Genomic DNA, 20,384 nt, shown 5'->3' with positions numbered 1-20,384 from the left:
GTTATTGCAGAAACTTCAGGTCAGCCGCCGCATCGATCAGGATCGATCCATTCGCCGCCGTACCAACCGTTGGGGCGAAGTTGCTGGCCGGTGAGGGCTTGTTGCTGATCAGTTTGCCATTGATCGAGACAGCCGATCCAGCCGCTGGCGTCAGCCAGGCCGCCGCTGCCCCTTTCGCAATGAAGGTGTTCGTGCCCAGCAGTTCCAGGATACCCGTAGCGGACATCGTGTGTATCGAATCCGTTTCCGCCTGCCAGGTGGCTTTTGTCTGACCCACAAACTGGCAGTCGATGAAGGTGTAACGCGACCGGGCGCGGTCATTCAGCCCATTACGTTCCGACTTGATCCGGCACCGGTTATACGTTGCTAGGCAGTCCAGATCGTAGGTCAACTGGTTTTTAACGGTAATGGCCATGTTGTTGAAGATGACCGACCCCTTTTCTCCCGTTGTCACCCGGTAGGCGTATGATGTGGCATTGGGGCTGCTATACGACCCATCTTCGATGAAGATCCGGGCACCCGTGCCCCCCACTTCAACGGCGTTGGCCACAATATTTTTAAACCGGAGCCGGAGCGTGGCATTAATACCATTGCAAATCGCCGCTTTGCCGTTCCAGGTAAAGCCGTTTCCGGGTGGCGTGAAAAGCGTCTTGCCCTGGACAGTGATATCACTGCCCCCACCGGTAACCATGATCAGGCCGTTCCACTCCGATATACCACCGTTGTATAGGTTCTGAAGCCGCTCGAAGTTGAACACTTCACAGATCACCTGGTTGCCCCCATCGGTCATCAGAGGGGCGTTAGCGGCCGAGGTAATGCTATACCCGTTGCCGTTTATGTTCACCCCGTTTTTCAGCGTGATATACTCAGTCACATTACGCAACAGAATAACCGTATCCCCGGACGTGGCAAAGGCCATCGCTTCAGACAGCGTTTTATGGTATAGACCCATACCATATGGTTTCTGGGTTAAGGCCACTGGTGACCCCTCCGGCGAAATACCCCGGATCTGGTGAAACTGGCCTGTCGTGTAGTTCTGTAAGGTGAAATTTTGCTCGTTCATATTAAGCTGGAATGGGAAGTAGTAGGGATGGTTTTTTGAGCAGAATGACCAGGATGACCAGGCCAGCGGCCAGCAGACTAAGGGGCAGCCAGGGCACACCAGGTTGGCCGTACGGGATGGGATCGAAATCGATCGGCCCTACCAGTGGCGCTTCCGGGATGACCTTTGTTTCCGGTGTAGCCGGTTGCGTGGTTGGGGCGCTGAGCACTCCCTTCAGCTGCGCGTAGTAGAACGCCTGTACGTCCAGGCCACTCACCGTCCCATCCCCGTTACCGTACGTGGTATCGATCTGGCTGTTGCCGGCATAGGCCTGGCGTGAAGCGGCCGTCGACCCGGTTTTCGAGTACCAGACTTCCGACAGAGGCTTACCCAGCTGAGCCGGGTAATGCACCGCTATGTACACATCGAAGGCCGATGTCATACGCCCCCGGTATGGCTTCAGGTACTTCAGCACATAATCTAGTTGCTGCACCCGGGACATGCTCCGGAGGGCGCCGGTGGTCGTGCCCAGCTTCAGGGCAGTACTGGCCATGAACTGAATCAGCCCCGAGGCACTGGAGCCGGGATTTTTCGCCGTGGGCTTCAGTCGACTCTCCACCCACATCGTAGCCATGAGCCAGTCAGGATCGATTGCCAACGCCGTGGCCACGGTCTTCATTTTTGACACGAAGGCGGTGCGTTCGGCGGCGGGGATCTGGCTTTCCAGCAACATGGCACGGAGTAGGTTTACAAGTCAGTTAATGGCCACCACAGCCACACGGCTGTTTAGTGGATTGGCTCAGGCGATACCGGATGGTCATCACGGCCCAGGAGACCAGTAGCAGCGTCAGAGCGGCCACTACGCCCGCTACGAAGCCGGTTGTCAGGTTTTCTTTCGTCAGCATAACAGTTAGTGACAATCACAGTCGCATGGATCGTACTCATCCGGGAGATAGCGCATGAGCCACACTTTTACGTCGCTCACCGTCACTTTACCGTTCTTGTTCATATCCATTCCGGCGTTCCATTTGTAAGCCTTTGTGCCAGCAGCAAACAGCACGTGTTCAGCCGGTTTACCGATCGCAGCCGGGTAGAAGACAGCGAAATAGGTATCCCAGAGAGAGTGCATACGGCCCCGGTAGGGAGTGAAGTACTTGCGAACCCATTCCATTTGCTGGAGGCCAGTCAGGGTGCGGATGTGTTCCACCGACGTACCCAGCCCCTTTGCCGTGCCCGGCATGAACTGGATCAAACCTGACGCGCCGGAGTATTTGTTCACGGCTTTGGGATTGAGGCCCGATTCCTTGAACATGATGATCAGCAGCCAGGCCGGGCGAATACCCAGCCATTGGCTCAGGTCGATGATCGCGGCCAGCAGTTGCGGCCCGATCCGGTCTTGATACGGTAGTTTCATCTTACCAGTACTTGGTCAGAAAGCGTTGAAACACCACGATCAGAATACCCGCCACAGCGATACCCGCTGCTATGTTGATGGTCGACGTGGTGTCGATCTCTACGTTTACGTTCACGTTCACCGAATCGCCGGATAAGAGGTTTGAGAGCATTTTATTTGACGCCCGATTGCAGGGCTTTAAGGCGTTTCACTAAATCACTTGCTTTGCCACTGGTGATGTACTGAGGAATCATATACGTATAGTCATCCTCAATTTCAGCGATCAGGCCAGGTTTGTACGTACTGTCATACACACTCATTGTGGCAAACAGCTGGTCGTTGGTGAGTGCCATTAGCTTGTCGACCATCACATCCTGACCATACCCTGTGCTGATCCAGGCATCAAACACATCATTGCATTCTTTGGCCAGATTCGCCGCCTGGAGCGGCGTAAACGCACCCATCGTCGCACCCTTGTTTGGCAGATCGAGCCGATCGGCACAGCGTGACGAATTTTGGACCTGACTTTTTTTCGAGGCGTAGGCCAGCCAGTACATAGCTACTAACAGCCCAACGACGCCTACTATCCACTTCCATAGGTCTTTAGGCATTGTTCCACAGGTTATCAGTACAATAATTCTGTCCTGCGCGCTCACCCGATTTCGCTCCCCAATTCCACGTAAGCCAACAGGCTATTGCCGTCACGGCTAATCCGACTAGCAAGTATTTCACCGGTAATGGTGTCATGGTTTAGGCGGTTAGTAGTTTCAGGTAGACGTGCTTTGGATGCACCCAGAGTGCTTTATTCCCTTCAGTGGGCATTACTTCGATGAAGCAGTTGCCTGACGCGAAGTAGGCCGGATTAAACTTGTATTTCCCCGTGAAGGTGCCGACTAGTTCATCCTGAAGGCGTTGTAGTGCGATTGGCGCTTTTGAGTCTGGAGCCATGACGAGCGGTGTATACTGGATGCTGTATAGCTTTTCGCCAGCCTGTACCGTTCGGCCCGAGACCTGCAAGCAGGGTTCCGTTTGGGTTGTGGTTGTCGTACCACTAGTGGTGCCGGTCGAACCCGTACCGGTGCCAGGCGCGGTGGTGTCACCCGATCGGCGGCGGGCAGTAGCCGAAGCTACTGCCGCCACCAGACCCAGGACCACCACGGCAAGGCCCACCATAACCCACCGCGTGGAAGTCTTCATGATCCTAGCGCTTCAGGGCGAAGTAGGCCACTACAGCCAGCACCGCCACGGCCAGAATCGAGCCGCCCCAGATCAGGGGAGTTTTATAGGTCGTGAAAAAACTGGTCGCGCTACCTGAACCCGAGCCAGAACCAGATCCGCCACCTGAGCCTGAGCCACCGCCTGAGCCTGACCCACTGCCCGAACCTGAGCCGCCACCTGAAGGAGCAACGTAGGGGTCTGAATTGGGTTGAGCAACAGCCGGGTAAGTCAGCGTGATCTTGAAGCCCATCGAATCGGCATTGCCCAGGTCAAACTGCATCGCACTGTCTGAGAAGATGCTGCGATAATTGGGAACCTTGCTGGCAAATTCGGTACGGCTAACCCAGTCGTGCGACAGGATCGACAATTGCTCACTGGAGGCTTTGCCCCGGCCAGCAAGCAACAGATTACCGTCCTTGATGTACGCAAAAATACCGTAATCAGGACCGTGCCAGCCAACCTGTTGACCGTGCGAGTAGCCGTTTTTAGAGCCACCATCCACGTACAGTAAGTTGCCTCCGGAAGCGGCAGCCAGCGCGTTGGCGTAAATTGCTGATTGTGATTTCATCAGGTACTTATTTTTTTGATTTGAAAATGATTGTTGCGGCAATGATCACCAGCAGCGCGATACCCCCGAAGATCAGGTACTGACGCTGTTTCGCTTTCGTATCGATATCTGCCTGAGCCTTCAGATCATTGGCCGCCATAAGCTCAGCCGATGACAATCCGGACGAAGATGACGCGGCCGCAGCAGTGCCCGGCGACTTCAACGCGTTGATCAGGTTCACCGCCAGGCCACCGATTTGGGTGCCGTAGTTTAGAATCTCCTGAAAAGAAACTTTCTTCTTAACCCCGCCAGTCACTTCCGTGTATTGGGGGGTGCCTTTGGTGAAATCTGTAAAAATCACCTTATCACCAACCTTCGTCGTGGTGTTGAGCTGATTCAGAAAGGCTGGCAGCGTGTAGGTTAATGGGAGCATACTAGAATTGATTGCGAAAGCGCTGGAGCCGGGCGGCGTGAACCGGATCGGCCGGGTCGAGCACCTTCAGCAGCAGGGTATAGGTGGGCATCAGATCGCGGGGAAACCGACGACGGTAGACACTGAGTGCGTGTGAATCGCAAATCAGTTCGTCACGGGTTTTCAGCTCCAGGTGGGCGGCCTCATGCAACAGCATGAAATAGCGCTCCTTGTCACTTGTCGCTAACCACAGAGCCATTCCGACCGTACAGACACCGGTTGCGGGGTCTGTTTGCGCTTCCAGGTGTGGTGCATCAGAAAATCGTACTGCCGTTAGGCCAGGGGCGTAGTCCATAAAAATGTGCGGCCTGACCAGGGGTCAGGCCGCAGTCATCAAACTACCTATCGATTAAACTCTTAGCGCGATTGAGACGCCGCAATGACGTCCATGCGGTCGATCGTTGCCTGACCCACCGTGGCGATTTCGGCTTCAGCCGTTGCCTTCAGTGTCGTGAGCAGTTTTTTCAGCGACGTGCTACCACCAAAGTAGAAGGTGATGGTCACCGTGATACCCGGATTCAGCTGGTAGTACAGCGCCGTGTCACCATCTAAAATCTCATCGATCTTATCGATCAGCAGGTAGCTGGTGTTGTTGGTGTTCTGGTCGTAGCTGGTCGACGCACGCAGGTTGCGGTCAGGCTTCACCTGGAATGGATCGTCGTACGATACCCGGAACGAGGCACCCGCCTGGAGGGGATCCGAGAACTGAAGGTGCATGGCCTTCAGCACCGTTGGCCGGGCCATCAAATACTTTTGCAGGGCCAGAATCGACTTGGCTTCCTGGCTAATGCCGGTCAGGCCCGAGGCGGCGTTGATGTCGGTAAAGGCACCGTCTTTGAGCAGACCGGCCACCGCGCCCGCCCCAATAGCCTGGTCGAGACCGGCAAACAGAACGAGTTTACGCACCCCATTATCACCGCCATTGGCTGTCGCTGAGTTGGTGATCTGGATGGTGAAGGCCCGGCCATTTTTGAAATTGGAGGCAAAGTGCACGTCGTTCCTGCCGAAATCGAGAATAGGATTGCCGATGCCCAGGGCGTCGACCGTTTTGTTTGTAGTCTGCATTGCGTTATTAGATATGGTAAGAGAATGAGAGGTTATCGGACCAGTTGGCATCGACGCGATAGCCCACAACTCGGTATCCGTGAACGCGCCAATTTCCTTGTACTGGTCATTCATGGTCGTCGTCCGGCTTAGCTGGCTCAGGGGGTTCGTTGGTCGCTTCTTTATCCGCTTTGAAACCGATCGGCTCACTGGCTTTGGGTGCAGGACGCTCAGCCGCTGGAGCCGGGCGTTTGATCCGGCTTAGCATCGTGATGACCAGCCAGCCAATCAGTAGGCCAATCACAATACTGGCTACTAAGCCCAAGTTGATGTTGCCTTTTTCAATCATTGTTCGATAGGAGTTTTCGGGAGCAGGTCCGGTTACATGACGATCAGGAGAAAGGTGAGAGGCCGAACAGGTAGGTTGGGGTACGCAGCTGATAATGTCGTTTCACGATCAAGACAGTGGGCAACTCAACTCATTACCTGTTCGCCTTCCTTGAACCCAAAGGTGGCTGGTGCCTACCAAGTGGGTACCAGCTGGTTACAGCTAGGTACATGAATGGGTACCAATGGCTACCAACATCATGGAAGGGACAAAAAAAAGCCCTTACCAGGGCGGTAAGGGCTTTTGTACTGGTAGTCACAAAGGGTAGCTAGGCTGGATCAACTAAAGGCCAGGACAAAAAACACCCCGGCACTCACCAGTAGAAGTAGGGTCAGTATCCTGACTCCAACAACACAGAACCGGGGAAACCCAGCCGGGCCAAGTCGCCAGCTCAGCACGACACCGACCACACCAAACACTAGGCTAAACAGTGCCCACACGAAATAGAAGATCGGCGTCAGGTCGGTGGGATTATCCATGAATACAAGCTCCCCCGGCCGTTGGATCGTGATCATCGAATCCGTGAAACCCGAACAGCTCTTTCAAGGATCGATACGTTGCTCCCCCGATGCAAATCATGCAGAACATACCCCAAACGGCACTAATCAGGATCCACGATACACCTTGATAGTGCCATTGGCCCATAAGCGTGTATAGACCCACTCCAGACGTACTACAGACGATCGCTGCCTGAAGGAACAGGACCACTACAAGTACGATAACACGTAATGATTTTAGCATAACTCATTTGGGTTTAGAGGCTGGAGCAGGTGGCCCAACCTGGTTGATAATAATTTGAAGTTGTCGAGGGGTTAACAGGCGCTGGCCAGGTACGTACCCGGCTTCTACCAGTTGCGTAAGCACTGGCTTTAGCCAGCCCCGTAACACCTTGTAGGAGATATTATAGGCGTCACGTAATTCCTTGACTGTATAGCTTCGCCCCATATCGAACATGTCTCATGCCTGGATTGCGATGGTTTCGTAGTGGAATCGGTTGGGGTTATCCTGCACCCGTTGCCAGGCTTCTTTGACCAGTTCAAAATTGGGTACCTTCTGGAGCGTGCCCCCATTTTCAATCCCATCGTTGGTCTTGCCGAGTACCAGGTAGTTGGTCATCTCGTAGAGCAGCTTGGGAACCCGGTTCAGGCTGTGAAAGGTGAACAGCAGATCCAGATTCCGGTGTCGACGACTAACCAGTAGCTTCCTGATCTCATCCTGCACGTTTGGCTTGATATACGCGGTTGCATCCTCAAAAACGATGGTACAGTTATAGGCGTACTGGTAAATGGCAGCCAGCACCGCTTTGTCATCGTCACTGAAGAGCCGGTAAATTCCTGTGCCCTTCCAGCGCTTCAGCTGCTCCAGGGTGATGACCGGATACTCCCGGTACTTCTCTTCGTTGTTGATGTCGTAGATCAGTACCCCTTTGGTCTGGCCGGCCGTTTCGATGAGCCTTTTCAGGTGCACCGTTTTGCCGGTACGTGGATAGCCTACACGCAGGATCACCACGTTAGCGCGAACCCCACTCATTTGGTCAGTGACGAAAACAGTTTCGGGAACACCGGCTCCAGGCGCGGTAGCATGACCAGGAACACGGCCACCACCAGTGCCCACTCGGGCGTCAAGGCCTTTTGCTGGTGTTTCTCCAGCACGTCGGTCAAGGGGGCGATTAGATCGGCCTGTTCTTCGGCCGACAGCGGCAACTCACTAATAGCCTGGTCTAACTGCTCATACCGACGAAGGGCGTCATACAACTCATCACCTTCAGCGGGTATCTCCAGCTTATTGGATTTGCTGCGCGTTTTGTACTTGACGCGGTAATCAGCCACCAGCTGCTTATCCCCCGGCTCCAGGATCGTTTTGGGGTAAACGACCGAACTGAGAACCGTCTTCTGAGCGACATTAAAGGTTTTGACAAACTGCGTTGCCTGACGCCGAAAGAACGCTCGATTTTTCGTTGGCTCAGCGCCCGGATCGGTACTGACAGGATCCTGATCTACCTCCAGGTCAAAGTCACCCGGATCCATACTCGGGGAATCGACCGGGGGCGGTGGCTCCTGGCCGTCGACGGTGGCCACTGGTGGCGGGGCAATGTAGCTGGTGGGCTGGTTTAGCAGATTGTCCAGATCATCGGTGGCGCTGGGTGGTGGCAGCTGGTTAGTTTCCATCGGATGCACCTAATAGGCGTTGATCGGTGGGATCATTGGGCATCAGGTGCTGATATTTGAGGAATAACCCTTCCAGGTCAGCAAATTCCGCTTTATGGCGTTGGGGATTCTTCATAATGTCCATGGCCGATTTCATCAGATTCTTGCCCTGGAATAAGCTCATGAGCTTGCGGCCGATGAACATCAAAACCGATATATCGCGCTCCATTTGGACTTTTTCATCCCGTAGCTGGCTATACTGCGCTTTTAGTCGGTCCAGTTGAGCCAGGGGAATCGTGACCATCTGAGCGTTGTCCAGGGGGGTATTTTGAGCTATACCACTCATAATTTTTCGTAGTCTTTACGGGATACAAAGGAGTTTTTTACAGCCTTGTCGATGACGCGTTTTAGCCGGGTGTTAGCGGCTCCCAACTGCGTGGTCAGTTCGATATTTTCCAGGCGGGTAGCGGCCGTATCTGTTGTTTGCTTCTCGAACTTGGCTAGTAGCTTTTCCCGTTCTGTTTTGAGGGCAACCAGTTCATTGCGGGCTTCAGATAATCCCACTTTCAGGCCTTCATATTCTGCTTTCCATTTATCAACCTGAGCAGCTTGGTTAGAAAGTTCATGACGTAAATTCTCGACTGTTTGCTGAGCTTCCTGTTCATCTTTAAGAGCGGCGTCAACGAATCCGGGCATGAAGGCGTACATACTTTGACCTTTTGCCAATTCAGTGAGCATAGCCATCACTTCAGGTTTTACCCGAAAACTAATTTGGGGGTCGCGGTCTGCCATGTGGGTGGTAATTTGGCGGGGGACAATACGTCCCGGCCGACTCATGGGCCAGCCGGGTGTATGAATCCATTTCTTCGTTTCCTTTTGGGCCAGAAAACTACACCTGTAGAAAAACGCACCTACCAGCTGGTAACAGCTAGTAACAGTTAGCCAAAAAAAAATCCGTCAGGTACGTACCTGACGGATTGCTAAGGGGTCACTAATTCAGCCTGGATCGGATCAACTCCACCTCTTTAGGGGTCAGGATCCGGCGGCGATTTAGATCCGGAATTTGGTCGTAGAGACCTGCGCGTTTAAACCAATCGCGCATGGTATTATAGGTGATGGGTTTTTCCGTGGCTGAGAGCTCAGCGCACAGCTGACTTTTACGCATTTGGTTAGGCGGTGGACGTTGAACATAGGATGGTTAAAAAGAGGCTGGTTTTAATGACGCTAATCGAAAGTTAATACAATTTCGATTACATATTACGATTTCAATGCCTGATCCAGTTGGAGTAATACGTTCTGTTGCAGCGAATTGATGGGTTTCAACTGCATGTGGGTGTGCAGGAGCCGGGCGTAAAGCAGTCCAATAGCCAGTTTATGCCGTTTAGCTGCGGGCTTCTTTGACCAGGCCAATACGCGCCCGTAGGTAAATTGGCGTTTCCAGAAGTCTCCCAGGATAAGGTCAGCATTCCACAGCTCATCTTCCGATAGGTTCACCAGGCGATCGGCAAATAGTTGCACGAACTGATACAGGGCGGCAAATTCACCAGGCGTCAGCTGGAGAGTTATAGGGTAGTGCTTAATCATGCTACCTATGTAACGATAAATTCTGATTCGGTTCGCTGAACAATTACCCTAGTTTTTAATTGTTCACCAACCACATGAATTCATTCTCTTGATTAAAATGATTAAAATAATGAGTTTTTCGTAAAGCACATTTTTAAAAAACTTAAAATTTCATATAGCCAGGCACTGCTAATTAAACATAATAGAAACTAACGAAGTATCTTTAATAAGCCCATTTCTCAAAAGATGATCTCTGAATTCTTTTTCTAAAATCACTGCTTTTCCATACATATCCCCCAGGCGTAAATTAGGGATATACACACTTATTTGGTTCGACGTTCTGGTGATATTCCTTACATTACTTACAAGGGTAATCAAGTCGACCGATAAAATAGTACGTGATGGTAATGATGCCCATTCTTCTAATAATCTTTCAGTAGTAATCGTTAAGTCAAAAGCACTAAAATCATTATAAATTAATTGTATATATTCAAAAACTCTATTACCTATCTCTTGAGAGAAAGATTTATAATCGGTTTCCTCTAACTCTTGATGATAGTACTTAGAGATATATGGATTTTCTAACCATTGTATCATTGAAGCCTTAAAGTAATTACCCAATTCATTTACTGGTGATATCCTGTAATAAATTTTATAATCTAGTTCGTTAAAAACGATTACTATTTTTAGCTCCATCGAGAAATTGTTTGACTCAGTAACAAACTCATTGAACTGAATACAAAAAATCAAGCTATTAGTTTCGTCAGACATAAAAGACTTTCCAAACTCATCTTTCTCTGTTGAAAGGTAAATCCATTTCTCATTAAAATATACCCAATAATTTTCTACATGTAAAAATAAATCTTTGAATTTCATCATATTTAATTTACTCTCTGTTAATAGCTTGCTAAAGTTTTCAGTAATAATTTTCTCTTTTAACTCTTGAGATCGTTTAATTTCAATTTTGTCTATTCTAGATTGGACTTCTTTCTTAAATAACGCCAATTTCTTATCGAGATCTGATGCTTCTTCTATACGTTCACCACGTGCACCTTTCAAATAGAGTTGAACTGTATTCAGTAGTTCCTCTGCAATATATTTTATAAAAGAATCATCGTTACCCGCATCGGCTTGAGACAACGCAAAATAGTATTGATCTTTTCGTTCTTTTTTAATAACAACGGGTGGATAATATGCTTTCATCAAGATTAAATTCATCATTAAACGTGCCATACGTCCGTTACCATCATCAAATGGATGTATAGCCGCAAAACGATGATGAAAAATTGCTGCAATAACTACAGGATGAATCTCGCCGTTATCTTTTACAGATCGATACCAGTCTATTAGTTCTCTCATCAAAATAGGAGTCTCATCTGGCGTAGCATAATAATGTATCTCTCCAGTGATTGTTTGAACATGATTAGGTGAGGATTTATACACCCCTAATTGGATCGTCTTGTGGACGGATTGGCCGTCCATCGTTTGCGCAGGTGATTGATATGGCTCAATTAGTATTATTTTGTGTAATGATCGTATATCCGTTTCAGATATATCCTGTTCGGCATCGATCAATTGCTGCAAAAAGTTAATAGCATCATTATGGCCTTTTATATCCAAGTGATCCTTAAGTGGCTTTCCCTTAGCTGTTAGGCCATTCATTAAAAAACCAACCGTTTCTCCGTAATCCAGCGAATTACCTTCTATAGCATTGGAATTGTAGTTCCAGTCTAATCTAAGCTTCTGCATTATCTGAGCTTCTCGTTCCTTAGGAATGGGCCGCATTGCATCTATCTGCGCCTTAATTTGATTGATCTCTTGAATCAGGCTACTTTGACTGAATATAGCTAGGTCGGTATTTGATGGATATGTCATGGATAATGGTATGGTTATTTTGACAAATGTAATAATTTGAAGATGTTAACAAGACCCTCATTACCTCTCTTAATCATCTGAAGTCGATCGTGATCGGTCGATTATAGAGTATAATATAGGGGGGCAGTTACCTTACTGGCGTGATCGCTTGCTGAAGAAGCTGCATTTGACCATTATAGTAATCTACTGTTTCGAGTTTTCCCGAACGCCTTGCTACCAGGCGCAATCGGGCGAAAAGTAGGTAGGCCTGAACGGATGCGAAACGGCCACTATTGGCCTGTTGGGGGGAATTTTGTAGGTTTGTCATGGATTTTGTAAGGTTTTTCCCTGGTAAGTGTTGGTAGCACGTGCCAGGGCTTTTTTTTGTGGTTATTCTTTGTCTTCAGTAATCAAGTTTTCTTTATCTTCCAGCAGATCATATCCACAGCTGGAGCACCAGGTTAATCGGCCGTGCCCGTTGCACTCAGTACATGAAGTCATTGATGTACCAGGTAGCAAAAAATCTTCGTCAGAATCATCGTGATAGCCACTTTCGCACATTCCGTAGCAGGGTGCATTAGATACTGGAGAGTGGCCACACTTGGGGCATTCCTGCTCGTAATCGTGCTCAACGTCAGGATACTGATACTTGCTCATAATTTCTAGCTTTTAACTCTAAGCGGATCGGGATAACCAGTTGGTAGGCTTTGATGAGCTATGGGAGCGGCGATGACCCGCTGGGTATTCGCTAGAGCCTGGACGAGTTTGTCGATATTGTTGTAAACCCGGATCGTTTCACCTGACGATAATTGCACGTCGCTCTGGCCATCATCAACCCGTGTCACCATCACCACATAAGCGGCATTAATTAGTACACGACCAGTGGCATTATCCAGCTGAAGAAAAATAGGTGCTTCCATAAGAACTAATTAGTGGGGTGAATTGAACTTGTTGTACAGACCTTGCAAGGCATTCTTAGCAGCTTCCTGCTCAGCTGTCAATCCTGAAGGTACGTTGATCACTTCTTTAGGCTTGGTTAGATTGGGCTGAATAGCCAGGTGGGCAATGTGCCATTTGCGCATACAAGCCGTCCCGTATTTTGGTACCATCGACCGGCAGAACGTGTTGAGTTCGTCCAACGATGAGAAATTGTATTTGGTATGGCTTAACTCATCGAACCACACATTTTTACGACGGCCGGTTGTGACTGTGGCAGCGACGGTACCAAACTCCAGGTGATCGTATAATTCCTGAAGCCGGTGCTCAATAACGGCATCACCCTGAACCCAATCGTGGGTACTGAACTGTTTCCGGGTGAGCACCACTAGCAGCTTTTGGCGGTCTTTCGACTGCATTACTGTCTGGCCGCTTGGCAACTCAATCAGGTTTTCATATATCCGGATCTCATCACTTTTTTGCAGGTAGGTCAACAGCGGGTTTTCCAGCTTCTTGATCAGTAGTTCAGCCTTATTGGTCAGCTCGAAGCCAATTCCTTTCGAATATCCCTCAATCTGCGATACCCGATTGATACCGTCGTCTGTCATATCGCATTCCCAACGGAACGTACTGTTTTTGGGGTCTGACTTAAATTTTTGGGGGCGTAATGTGCGCGGTGAAGTGCCTAAAGCGGTCATGGTTGAACGATTTTGTCCGGGCGTGAGCGGGGTCATTTTTTGAAATTTTTTGCGTCCTAACGTTACTACTGTAGTTACAGAATAACGTGGAGGAACATGGAGTAACTTCATTAGCAAGCTAATGTGGAACGTAGGTACTCCTAACCGAATAACTGCACATCAGTCGGGAGTAAAACCCGGTTTGAGCCGGGCATTCCTTTCTCAGTCAAGCGCCAAAATCCTAAAATTTTAGCGGTATAGCGGGTGTGGTTGCGGCACGACTTCAGACCAGTTTGCAACCTGGTCAGGCAACGTTGACGGTATCGATCAACGTCGTGGCGGGGGGCGCGATCGGGCGTGAATAGGAGTTATCATCAGTCAGATTGTTCGGTAAAATGGCAGGGAGTGAAGGTGAACCAGGGGGGTTAACGTTGCCGAGCTGGAGACCAGCCCGGCAATCGTGGATCCACACCATTAATTGATTCAATCTTTACTACACTACTCCCCCTACCCACTTAGCCTTACGCTAGCGGTAGACGTTGCGGTCGGTAGAGGGATCGAACCCCTACGTCGATGCTTGACAGTTTGGCAACCACTTTGCACCTACCCACTCTCAACCTGTACTTACTGTACCCTTTTCCTCAAAACCAGCTGCTACCACGTGGGTACCGCCTTGGGTACCAGATGGCTACCAACCTGGTACCCACTTGCTACCACTTGGCTACCACTTGATTACCAGTTTGGGTACCAACGTAGGTACCAGACTGGCTACCACTTTGCTACCAAATTGCAACCAGCTGGCCACCAGTTGAAAACAGTCCCGGTCGAATCGTGCCGACCGGGGTGTTCAGACGTCATCTATTTACTCACTACTGGTACTGTTATTGGCTTCATCGACCGATGGTTCTGTTTCATCGACCAGTGGTGCTGGTTTATCGACCGGTGGTATTGGCGACACTGGTTCTTCAGCAGGTTTGATCGCATCAAGCATAGGACCAGGCACCCAACCAGGCGGCGGTATACTGTAATCGGGCATGGGCGGTTCGGCCGCTGGCTCCGATTCCGCCAGGTCAGGATCCGGGTCAAGATTCTGGTTCGTTTTATCCACCGGCACGGTCTCCACTACTACCGGCTCGGGCGTACGCTCAGGCGTTGGATCATCTACCGGCTCAATCTCATGAAACGTCTTGTCGCGAACATCGTAGAACTTCACGGCTCCAGGGGCATACTCCCACGTATGAGACGTCAGGCAATGTTTTCTGAAACTCTCCAGCGTGAAAAAATCGCCACCGATAACGAGTTGGTGCCAGGGCTTTATTTGGGCCTTAATGGCTGAATACGTAATTACTTTAGGCATATAGGTAGGTTATTGAAAGGGGTCTGCGTTATGCTGTCTGTATAGACGGAGCAGGATCCGGGAAAGGCTATCAGACTTTTGCTGAAGGTCGTCGTATCTGGCCTGGAGCGCCTTGATTTTAGCGCGACGTACCAGGCGCGTGTACCAGGGCTGCGCCTTGGCAATGGCTAACTTCTCCTGCACGTCGGCGCGTTCGGCTTCAATGGTCTGAAATTGGGCGCGGTAAGCGGTGAGGCTGTTAGCGGCACCACGGGCGGGGCTATTCATGGTCGGCACGTAAGATGTCGCTCACCTCATTAATCTCGTCATGCGTCAACTCATCGAGTTGCTTTGTGATGATCACCCGGAGCCGGGCGTTTTCTTCCTGAAGGGCTAATACGGTACGGGAGATGATGACCTGGAAATAGATCATGGCCAGCAGGAACGAACCTAGCAGGATCCACACGAGTGCTGGAATATCGGATAGTTGCATACTAACGGCGTAGGGGCTGGTGAGTAGTGGTTTCAGCCGGGCGACTGATCGGCGTAGGCAACGCGTTCAGCTGGTATTGAAATACTTCGTCGCTGGTGGCGATCAGGAACGCAGCCCGGTAGAAAGAGGCCGGGCGCTTGTCAGTTGCAGCGCGGTAGGTCAGATCGGTGTAGGCGCGACCGTCGAGGGTCAGCACGTCGTAAACAGCACCGGGGATTGGGGTATGTTCCCGAGGGCCAGAGACAAACCCGATCCGATCGATCGGCGCTTGCCAGGTGTGAGGGTGGGCGGCGCTAGTCATCGATGTGATCCCGTGGAATGACGTCAACGTTGCCCTGCAACAGAGCCGCTAGGGTGATCAATAGCTCATCGGCAAACCCAGGGGAGTAATCGACCAGTGCATAGGCTAGTTTGGTGATACTGACCTCTTGCCCTATCATACAATAATTAAGGCCTTTCATGTGATCTGGCTGATCAGGCGAATCAGCCAGATCAATAAAAGTCAATGACTTAACCAGTGGCGTACCCACTTCTGGAGTATGATACAGTTGAGCGGTCGTTGCCCGGCCCAAGGCCAGGTTAATTCCTTCAACATACTCCGTTAAATGGTCTTTGTCTGTCAGGACCAGCTTGGGCGGCGGTTGGGGGGCAGTGGTACCCATTTTAGGAGATAGGAGTTTGATGTAGAGGTTGAGGCGGCTAGTGATCAGCCGTATACACTTCGATGGCCAATGCTGTACACAAATCATTGGCTACTACGAAATGATTCGCTACCAGGTACTTGGCCAACGTTTCAGCGGTAACCACCTGTTTGGCGCTCAGTACAGCGTCTCGAATACGGTCAGCGTATTCCTGCTGTTGAGCAGGGTCCGTTAAGTCGAGAATTGGGAGAATACCTGTGACGCTCATGATCAGTGGCGAGTCAATAACGTGGCTGCTCCCACCAAGCCAGGCGGGTGGACCGTTTCTTGGGCAGTAACTTCAGCATGAGTAGCTGAATGCGCTTCAGTACTGGTAAATGACTACCAGAATCGTTATTTTGCATTGTTAACAGACAGGTAAGAGTGCAGTACCTCAGTTTAATGACCTTTTATACACTGTTGGGCTTTCGTGGGGAACCCTAGTGTATTCTTTTGCGTCATTGTGGTTGCAATGATACGGGATAAATTTTTATCCCTCAAAATTAATTGGATACTTTTTTTATATTCGTTTCTTCATTCTTTTTAAAAAATGGAAACATTAGTCTCATCGGAACTCGGGCACCGGCTAAAGTTGCTTAGGCAACGACTTGGTGTTACTGGGGCACAAATGGCAGAGGAAGCTGATATTCCTTTACCTGTCATCAAAAAGATTGAACAGGGCTACACCGCTAACCCAGGTTTTTACGTGGCTGAAAAGCTAATCGTACGCTACGGGGTTAATGCTAACTGGTTGATAACAGGCCGTGGTGAAATATTCGTCGAAAGTCCAGAACTGGAAAAGCAACTTATCGAGGCTAAAGCTGAAGTCCGTGAGAAGGAGTCACTGATACAAATGCTGCAACGAGCGATGGTCAGTTTAAAAAAGACGAAGCGTGGGGCACAACAGCCTGACGTGACACCAGTTTTTGGGCTTTTTTCCCCGAATCTGGTCACGTCAGTGACCACACGCATTTACGGTACGCCCGTAAACGGCTAATAACGAAACGATTGCGGTAAGGGGTTTCAATCCCTCTCTCTCTGCTTCCGTATAAAAATTTATTGTTTTGATAGACCGAGCCACGTGGATAACCGCGTGGCTCTTTCTTTTTGCCCCCTTCTACCGCCCCTGCAACGTCATTAGGCCGATTCTCCACGGCTACGCGTGCGGTTACAGTGATCCGGCGCGGTTACAGAACATATTACGCACCACCTTCCGTCGTTTAGTAGACTTTTATCTCAACAAAAGTCTACTATGTACCACATTAACCGAATGGCTCTCCTATTCTGGTTCAGAAAGTCAGTGCCCTCTGGTGAGGAAGGTATCCTGCAAATGCGGCTTACCTACAACACCCAGCGGGAAGAATTAGGCTCTACCCACATCAGCTGTAAACGCAGCCAGTGGGATCAGGAGCATCAGCGTTTTAAGGGTAAATCACTCTGGGCCCAGGAGCAAAACCTGAAACTGGCTAAGCTCACCAAACGAATCGATCTGCTGTGTGAGAACCTGGAAAAGGATGGTCACGAGCTGTCCGCCCCGCTGATTAAAAACTTTTTTAAGATGAAGGGTCAGTCCAGTGGTCGGATCACTCACCAGCGTACTCAGTTCACCTGGGCGGAACTAGCGGCCCTGCACCTGGAGCATCAGCAGAAACGCAAGAAGCTGGGCAAAATCGTGCAGGCTACTCTGGATGTGCAGGCTAACTACGTGGCCAACATAACCGATTATCTGACCGGTAAGCGTCAGGGCAAGCTGCCTGCTGTCTCCTTGACCGATGAGTTCATGGAGGATCTGGAACTACACCTGGCCGAGGTGGAGAAATTTGCCCCGCCCCATATTGAGAAGCATCTCAAACACGTCAAGCAGGTCATGAAGTGGGCTACTGCCCGGCAACTGATCCACCGCAATCCCATTGTCCATTACGTCATTGAGTGTGGCGACGAGGATCCGGATACCACTCACCTGACCATCGACGAACTGAAGCGGCTGATCGCATTTGATTTTTACGCGCCTGAGCTCATTAAACGCATCAAGGCCCAGTCGGCCGATGCCCTGTCGGCTGAGCGGGATGCATTCGTTTTTAACTGCTTTACGGGAATGCACCACTGTGATTACACTAACAAGCTCTTTCACATCGAGCAGGATAAACAGGGTATCTACTGGCTGACGGGTAAGCGCCAGAAGACAGGGCAGGAATTTTTCTTAAAACTGCTGGAGCCAGCCGTGGACATTCTGCTAAAATACGGGGGACAACTGGCTAACCTACCGACTAAATCCAATCAGAGGCGCAACGACTCGCTCAAGCCCATTATGGTCCTGGTCGATCTGCCCTACCTGACCACCAAGATTGCCCGCAAGACGTTTGCCGATCTGGCACTTAATGAAATGCTGATCCCGGCTGATGACGTGGCCACGATGCTGGGGCTTCGCTCAACTAAACGGCTGAAGCATTACGTGCGCCCGCGCCGTGAGAGGCTGGCCAAACTACTGACTAGTTGGAACGAACTGGTATAGTCCCATTTTCGAATCCTGCCACCCCGACTATAAGAAAACCGCCAAATCAGCCTGATTTGGCGGTTTTTTGGCTTTTCACGATGCTTGTGGCAGTTTGGTGGCAGCAACTTGCAAAAAAGCAACATATGAAACCAGGCGAAAAGAACGAGTATCCCTATACTCCCGCCCGGCTAGTGCCCAATGAGAAACGCCCCTACATCGTCTATTACGCCTGGGACGTCAACGCCAAAAAGCTTCAGCGTTGCCGCTACTTCTTTACTAGGGAGGGGCAGCCAGGCCCGGAACCGGTTGACCAAAATTATTTTTACAAACGACACGCAGAGATTTTGAAAGCGTTGGGCCTCTATGGCCTTGATTACGACCTCTACTCTGGAAGCCCACAGGGGCCATTGCACTACATCGTCACACGAAAGATATTCTCCGGGTACAGCGCCACTGCCGTCACGCCTCTCCCGACCAAACGATACGTACCTCCGCAAGCATGACGTCATTTTTGCCGGGCAGGACCTGACGGACTTTCCTGCTGGTTGGGACGAGAATTGATTCGCTAAACAGTATATTTACTACGACCCAATAAATGAAAGCAGATCATGAAAAAGATACTAGCTCCACATGAAAAATCTACAACTGATTCGGCGGTAGATACGGCTAAAGACCTTTTCGAAGTAATGATTGACAGTATTATGACTGATGGTATACTCAAAGATCTACCCGTTATAGGTACTGCAATTGGCTTTATCAGAACGGGTATGAACATCAGAGACTATACGTTCGTAAGAAAACTTAGTCTATTTCTGATGTCATGTGATACTATATCTGAAGAGAAGCGAAAAGAGTATAATGATAAAATAAATGAGGAACCAGATTTCAGGGAAAAAGTAGGAGAACAGCTTATTTTATTTGTAGAGAAAATTGACACTATTGAAAAAACTACTTTGTTAGCTAGAGCGTTCTCTGCATTTCTCAAGTCTGAAATAGTATATACTGAATTTTTGGATTTAGGTATATTAGTCAATGCTTTAAATCATTCTGCGGTAAAAGATATGTGTAGAATATTGTATGCTGCTTCTAATATTCGCTTTGATAAGTTATCGACTTATTCCCCCCTAGAGATTATTGGTATTTTACAGAGAGACGGTTTGTTAGTGTCTCAAATTCAGTCCGTTTACAAAGAAGAGGAGTCTAGAACAGGGCGTCCTGGTGCTATGAAAAGGGAGATCAAGAATATAACTTTATATAAAGCCACTCGATTAGCTGTTCTCTTTATCACATATGTAGTTCCTGATATTTACGATTCCGTTAAGACTGAAATAACGTTACGGAATGAAACACAGCCTGGCTTCATAGGAGAAGGGGAGAAATATCTTAAAGACCCATACCTAGAAAGAGGTTTCGATCTTGCAGCTGAATTCAAGTTTACAGATGAGTCCTAGCCAATGTGCATGCGAAGCCTTTATTTACTGATCTATTAACTTTCGATACCTCTTCACGGTAGTCTTAGCCATACCTGTCAAACTAACGATTTCAGAGGTAGACAACCCCTTGCTTACCGCCGCCTTTATTTTGGCTAGTTTCTCCTGGTTAATCCCAGCCGGACGTCCCATGTGCTTGCCCTGGGCTTTGGCCAGTTCCCGCCCGGCACGGGTGCGTTCATTGATACTTTCCCGGTCATACTCAGCTAGGGCTGCAAAGATGTCTAATACCAGTTTCCCGGCGGGAGTGCTACTGTCGACACCTAGATCCAGCGCCTGAAACCGAATACCCTGCTGAAGAAAGTCACGCATCAAGGTAATTAGGTGGTCACGGCTCCGGCCGAGCCTAGTGAACCGGGCAACCATCACCGTATCACCCGGCCGCAGCTTAGTCAGCATTTGGTCAAGGGCGGGGCGGCTAGTGCTCACTCCAGTAATTTTATCCTGAAAGATCTCATGGCACCCGGCCCGCTGGAGGGCATCAAGTTGAGTGTCCAGATTCTGATCAGCGGCTGACACGCGGGCGTATCCGAAAAGGTGGTTCATAAAGGCCAAAAAGTAGGGGCCACCAATGTACATTAGTGGCCCCACTTTATAGCCCCCTATTTGG

At 49.8% G+C, this 20,384-nt stretch carries 33 protein-coding genes; 4 read left to right on the top strand and 29 right to left on the bottom strand.

Annotation, left to right across the window (positions count from 1 at the left end; translation table 11 throughout):
- Position 1: 1 nt before the first annotated feature.
- The 28 genes from J2I46_RS00295 to J2I46_RS00160 form a co-directional block, all read right to left on the bottom strand.
- Positions 2-1,063 (bottom strand): hypothetical protein, encoded by a 1,062-nt coding sequence (locus J2I46_RS00295; RefSeq protein ID WP_207326929.1) that lies wholly within the window; start codon positions 1,061-1,063, stop codon positions 2-4.
- Between the two features lies 1 nt (position 1,064).
- Positions 1,065-1,775 (bottom strand): transglycosylase SLT domain-containing protein, encoded by a 711-nt coding sequence (locus tag J2I46_RS00290; RefSeq protein WP_207326928.1) that lies wholly within the window; start codon positions 1,773-1,775, stop codon positions 1,065-1,067.
- A gap of 25 nt (positions 1,776-1,800) precedes the next feature.
- A complete protein-coding gene (locus tag J2I46_RS00285) occupies positions 1,801-1,947 on the bottom strand; it encodes a hypothetical protein (protein ID WP_207326927.1) in 147 nt (48 codons plus the stop codon).
- Between the two features lie 5 nt (positions 1,948-1,952).
- A complete protein-coding gene (locus J2I46_RS00280) occupies positions 1,953-2,456 on the bottom strand; it encodes a transglycosylase SLT domain-containing protein (RefSeq protein ID WP_207326926.1) in 504 nt (167 codons plus the stop codon).
- Position 2,457: 1 nt separating this feature from the next.
- Positions 2,458-2,607, bottom strand: a complete 150-nt coding sequence (locus tag J2I46_RS00275; RefSeq protein ID WP_207326925.1) for a hypothetical protein — start codon at positions 2,605-2,607, stop codon at positions 2,458-2,460.
- 1 nt (position 2,608) lies between these two features.
- Complete coding sequence (locus tag J2I46_RS00270) at positions 2,609-3,046, bottom strand: hypothetical protein (RefSeq protein WP_207326924.1); 438 nt, start codon at positions 3,044-3,046, stop codon at positions 2,609-2,611.
- Between the two features lie 139 nt (positions 3,047-3,185).
- Positions 3,186-3,632: a hypothetical protein gene (locus J2I46_RS00265; RefSeq protein ID WP_207326923.1), complete on the bottom strand. Its 447-nt coding sequence runs from the start codon at positions 3,630-3,632 to the stop codon at positions 3,186-3,188.
- 4 nt (positions 3,633-3,636) lie between these two features.
- A complete protein-coding gene (locus J2I46_RS00260) occupies positions 3,637-4,221 on the bottom strand; it encodes a hypothetical protein (protein ID WP_207326922.1) in 585 nt (194 codons plus the stop codon).
- Between the two features lie 7 nt (positions 4,222-4,228).
- A complete protein-coding gene (locus J2I46_RS00255) occupies positions 4,229-4,633 on the bottom strand; it encodes a hypothetical protein (protein ID WP_207326921.1) in 405 nt (134 codons plus the stop codon).
- Position 4,634: 1 nt separating this feature from the next.
- Positions 4,635-4,967, bottom strand: coding sequence for a hypothetical protein (locus J2I46_RS00250; protein WP_207326920.1), 333 nt, complete (start codon positions 4,965-4,967; stop codon positions 4,635-4,637).
- Positions 4,968-5,029: 62 nt separating this feature from the next.
- Positions 5,030-5,737: a hypothetical protein gene (locus J2I46_RS00245; RefSeq protein ID WP_207326919.1), complete on the bottom strand. Its 708-nt coding sequence runs from the start codon at positions 5,735-5,737 to the stop codon at positions 5,030-5,032.
- Positions 5,738-5,843: 106 nt separating this feature from the next.
- The gene (locus tag J2I46_RS00240) at positions 5,844-6,065 is read right to left on the bottom strand and encodes a hypothetical protein (RefSeq protein ID WP_207326918.1); all 222 of its coding nucleotides are present in this window, start codon (positions 6,063-6,065) and stop codon (positions 5,844-5,846) included.
- A 317-nt stretch (positions 6,066-6,382) separates the two neighbouring features.
- Positions 6,383-6,619: a hypothetical protein gene (locus tag J2I46_RS00235; protein WP_207326917.1), complete on the bottom strand. Its 237-nt coding sequence runs from the start codon at positions 6,617-6,619 to the stop codon at positions 6,383-6,385.
- Between the two features lie 442 nt (positions 6,620-7,061).
- Positions 7,062-7,634 carry a hypothetical protein gene (locus J2I46_RS00230; protein WP_207326916.1) on the bottom strand — a complete coding sequence of 191 codons (573 nt, stop codon included), beginning with the start codon at positions 7,632-7,634 and terminating at the stop codon, positions 7,062-7,064.
- Positions 7,631-8,272: a ubiquitin carboxyl-terminal hydrolase family protein gene (locus J2I46_RS00225; RefSeq protein WP_207326915.1), complete on the bottom strand. Its 642-nt coding sequence runs from the start codon at positions 8,270-8,272 to the stop codon at positions 7,631-7,633. The genes J2I46_RS00230 and J2I46_RS00225 overlap by 4 nt, the downstream gene beginning before the upstream one ends.
- Positions 8,262-8,597, bottom strand: a complete 336-nt coding sequence (locus tag J2I46_RS00220) for a hypothetical protein (RefSeq protein WP_207326914.1) — start codon at positions 8,595-8,597, stop codon at positions 8,262-8,264. Before J2I46_RS00220 ends, J2I46_RS00225 begins: the two co-directional genes overlap by 11 nt.
- Positions 8,594-9,043, bottom strand: coding sequence for a hypothetical protein (locus tag J2I46_RS00215; RefSeq protein ID WP_207326913.1), 450 nt, complete (start codon positions 9,041-9,043; stop codon positions 8,594-8,596). The genes J2I46_RS00220 and J2I46_RS00215 overlap by 4 nt, the downstream gene beginning before the upstream one ends.
- 199 nt (positions 9,044-9,242) lie before the next feature.
- A complete protein-coding gene (locus tag J2I46_RS00210; protein WP_207326912.1) occupies positions 9,243-9,416 on the bottom strand; it encodes a hypothetical protein in 174 nt (57 codons plus the stop codon).
- 92 nt (positions 9,417-9,508) lie between these two features.
- Positions 9,509-9,835 carry a hypothetical protein gene (locus tag J2I46_RS00205; RefSeq protein WP_207326911.1) on the bottom strand — a complete coding sequence of 109 codons (327 nt, stop codon included), beginning with the start codon at positions 9,833-9,835 and terminating at the stop codon, positions 9,509-9,511.
- Between the two features lie 168 nt (positions 9,836-10,003).
- The gene (locus J2I46_RS00200; RefSeq protein ID WP_207326910.1) at positions 10,004-11,689 is read right to left on the bottom strand and encodes a Fic family protein; all 1,686 of its coding nucleotides are present in this window, start codon (positions 11,687-11,689) and stop codon (positions 10,004-10,006) included.
- 641 nt (positions 11,690-12,330) lie between these two features.
- Positions 12,331-12,588, bottom strand: coding sequence for a hypothetical protein (locus J2I46_RS00195; protein ID WP_207326909.1), 258 nt, complete (start codon positions 12,586-12,588; stop codon positions 12,331-12,333).
- A 9-nt stretch (positions 12,589-12,597) separates the two neighbouring features.
- Complete coding sequence (locus J2I46_RS00190) at positions 12,598-13,302, bottom strand: hypothetical protein (RefSeq protein ID WP_207326908.1); 705 nt, start codon at positions 13,300-13,302, stop codon at positions 12,598-12,600.
- Between the two features lie 841 nt (positions 13,303-14,143).
- Positions 14,144-14,638, bottom strand: coding sequence for a hypothetical protein (locus J2I46_RS00185; protein WP_207326907.1), 495 nt, complete (start codon positions 14,636-14,638; stop codon positions 14,144-14,146).
- 9 nt (positions 14,639-14,647) lie between these two features.
- Positions 14,648-14,905 (bottom strand): hypothetical protein, encoded by a 258-nt coding sequence (locus J2I46_RS00180; RefSeq protein ID WP_207326906.1) that lies wholly within the window; start codon positions 14,903-14,905, stop codon positions 14,648-14,650.
- On the bottom strand, positions 14,898-15,110 hold the full coding sequence (locus J2I46_RS00175; protein ID WP_207326905.1) for a hypothetical protein: 213 nt from the start codon (positions 15,108-15,110) through the stop codon (positions 14,898-14,900). The genes J2I46_RS00180 and J2I46_RS00175 overlap by 8 nt, the downstream gene beginning before the upstream one ends.
- Position 15,111: 1 nt before the next feature.
- The gene (locus J2I46_RS00170) at positions 15,112-15,411 is read right to left on the bottom strand and encodes a hypothetical protein (protein WP_207326904.1); all 300 of its coding nucleotides are present in this window, start codon (positions 15,409-15,411) and stop codon (positions 15,112-15,114) included.
- Positions 15,404-15,772, bottom strand: a complete 369-nt coding sequence (locus J2I46_RS00165) for a hypothetical protein (protein ID WP_207326903.1) — start codon at positions 15,770-15,772, stop codon at positions 15,404-15,406. Before J2I46_RS00165 ends, J2I46_RS00170 begins: the two co-directional genes overlap by 8 nt.
- 37 nt (positions 15,773-15,809) lie before the next feature.
- Positions 15,810-16,019: a hypothetical protein gene (locus tag J2I46_RS00160; RefSeq protein ID WP_207326902.1), complete on the bottom strand. Its 210-nt coding sequence runs from the start codon at positions 16,017-16,019 to the stop codon at positions 15,810-15,812.
- Positions 16,020-16,340: 321 nt separating this feature from the next.
- Between J2I46_RS00160 and J2I46_RS00155 the strand changes: the two genes are divergently transcribed.
- The 4 genes from J2I46_RS00155 to J2I46_RS00140 all read left to right on the top strand — a co-directional run bounded on the left by J2I46_RS00155 (position 16,341) and on the right by J2I46_RS00140 (position 19,735).
- Positions 16,341-16,787, top strand: coding sequence for a helix-turn-helix domain-containing protein (locus J2I46_RS00155; protein WP_207326901.1), 447 nt, complete (start codon positions 16,341-16,343; stop codon positions 16,785-16,787).
- A 273-nt stretch (positions 16,788-17,060) separates the two neighbouring features.
- Positions 17,061-18,302 (top strand): site-specific integrase, encoded by a 1,242-nt coding sequence (locus J2I46_RS00150; protein ID WP_207326900.1) that lies wholly within the window; start codon positions 17,061-17,063, stop codon positions 18,300-18,302.
- Between the two features lie 125 nt (positions 18,303-18,427).
- A complete protein-coding gene (locus tag J2I46_RS00145; protein ID WP_207326899.1) occupies positions 18,428-18,787 on the top strand; it encodes a hypothetical protein in 360 nt (119 codons plus the stop codon).
- Between the two features lie 105 nt (positions 18,788-18,892).
- Entirely contained in the window at positions 18,893-19,735 is an 843-nt protein-coding gene (locus J2I46_RS00140) for a hypothetical protein (RefSeq protein ID WP_207326898.1), read from the top strand.
- Positions 19,736-19,759: 24 nt separating this feature from the next.
- Here J2I46_RS00140 and J2I46_RS00135 read toward each other — a convergent pair whose 3' ends face one another.
- The gene (locus J2I46_RS00135; protein WP_207326897.1) at positions 19,760-20,320 is read right to left on the bottom strand and encodes a recombinase family protein; all 561 of its coding nucleotides are present in this window, start codon (positions 20,318-20,320) and stop codon (positions 19,760-19,762) included.
- Positions 20,321-20,384 lie beyond the last annotated feature (64 nt).

Source organism: Fibrella forsythiae (assembly GCF_017353175.1).
GTDB classification, from domain to species: Bacteria; Bacteroidota; Bacteroidia; order Cytophagales; family Spirosomataceae; genus Fibrella; species Fibrella forsythiae.
This window is presented reverse-complemented; position numbering and strand designations above follow the sequence as displayed.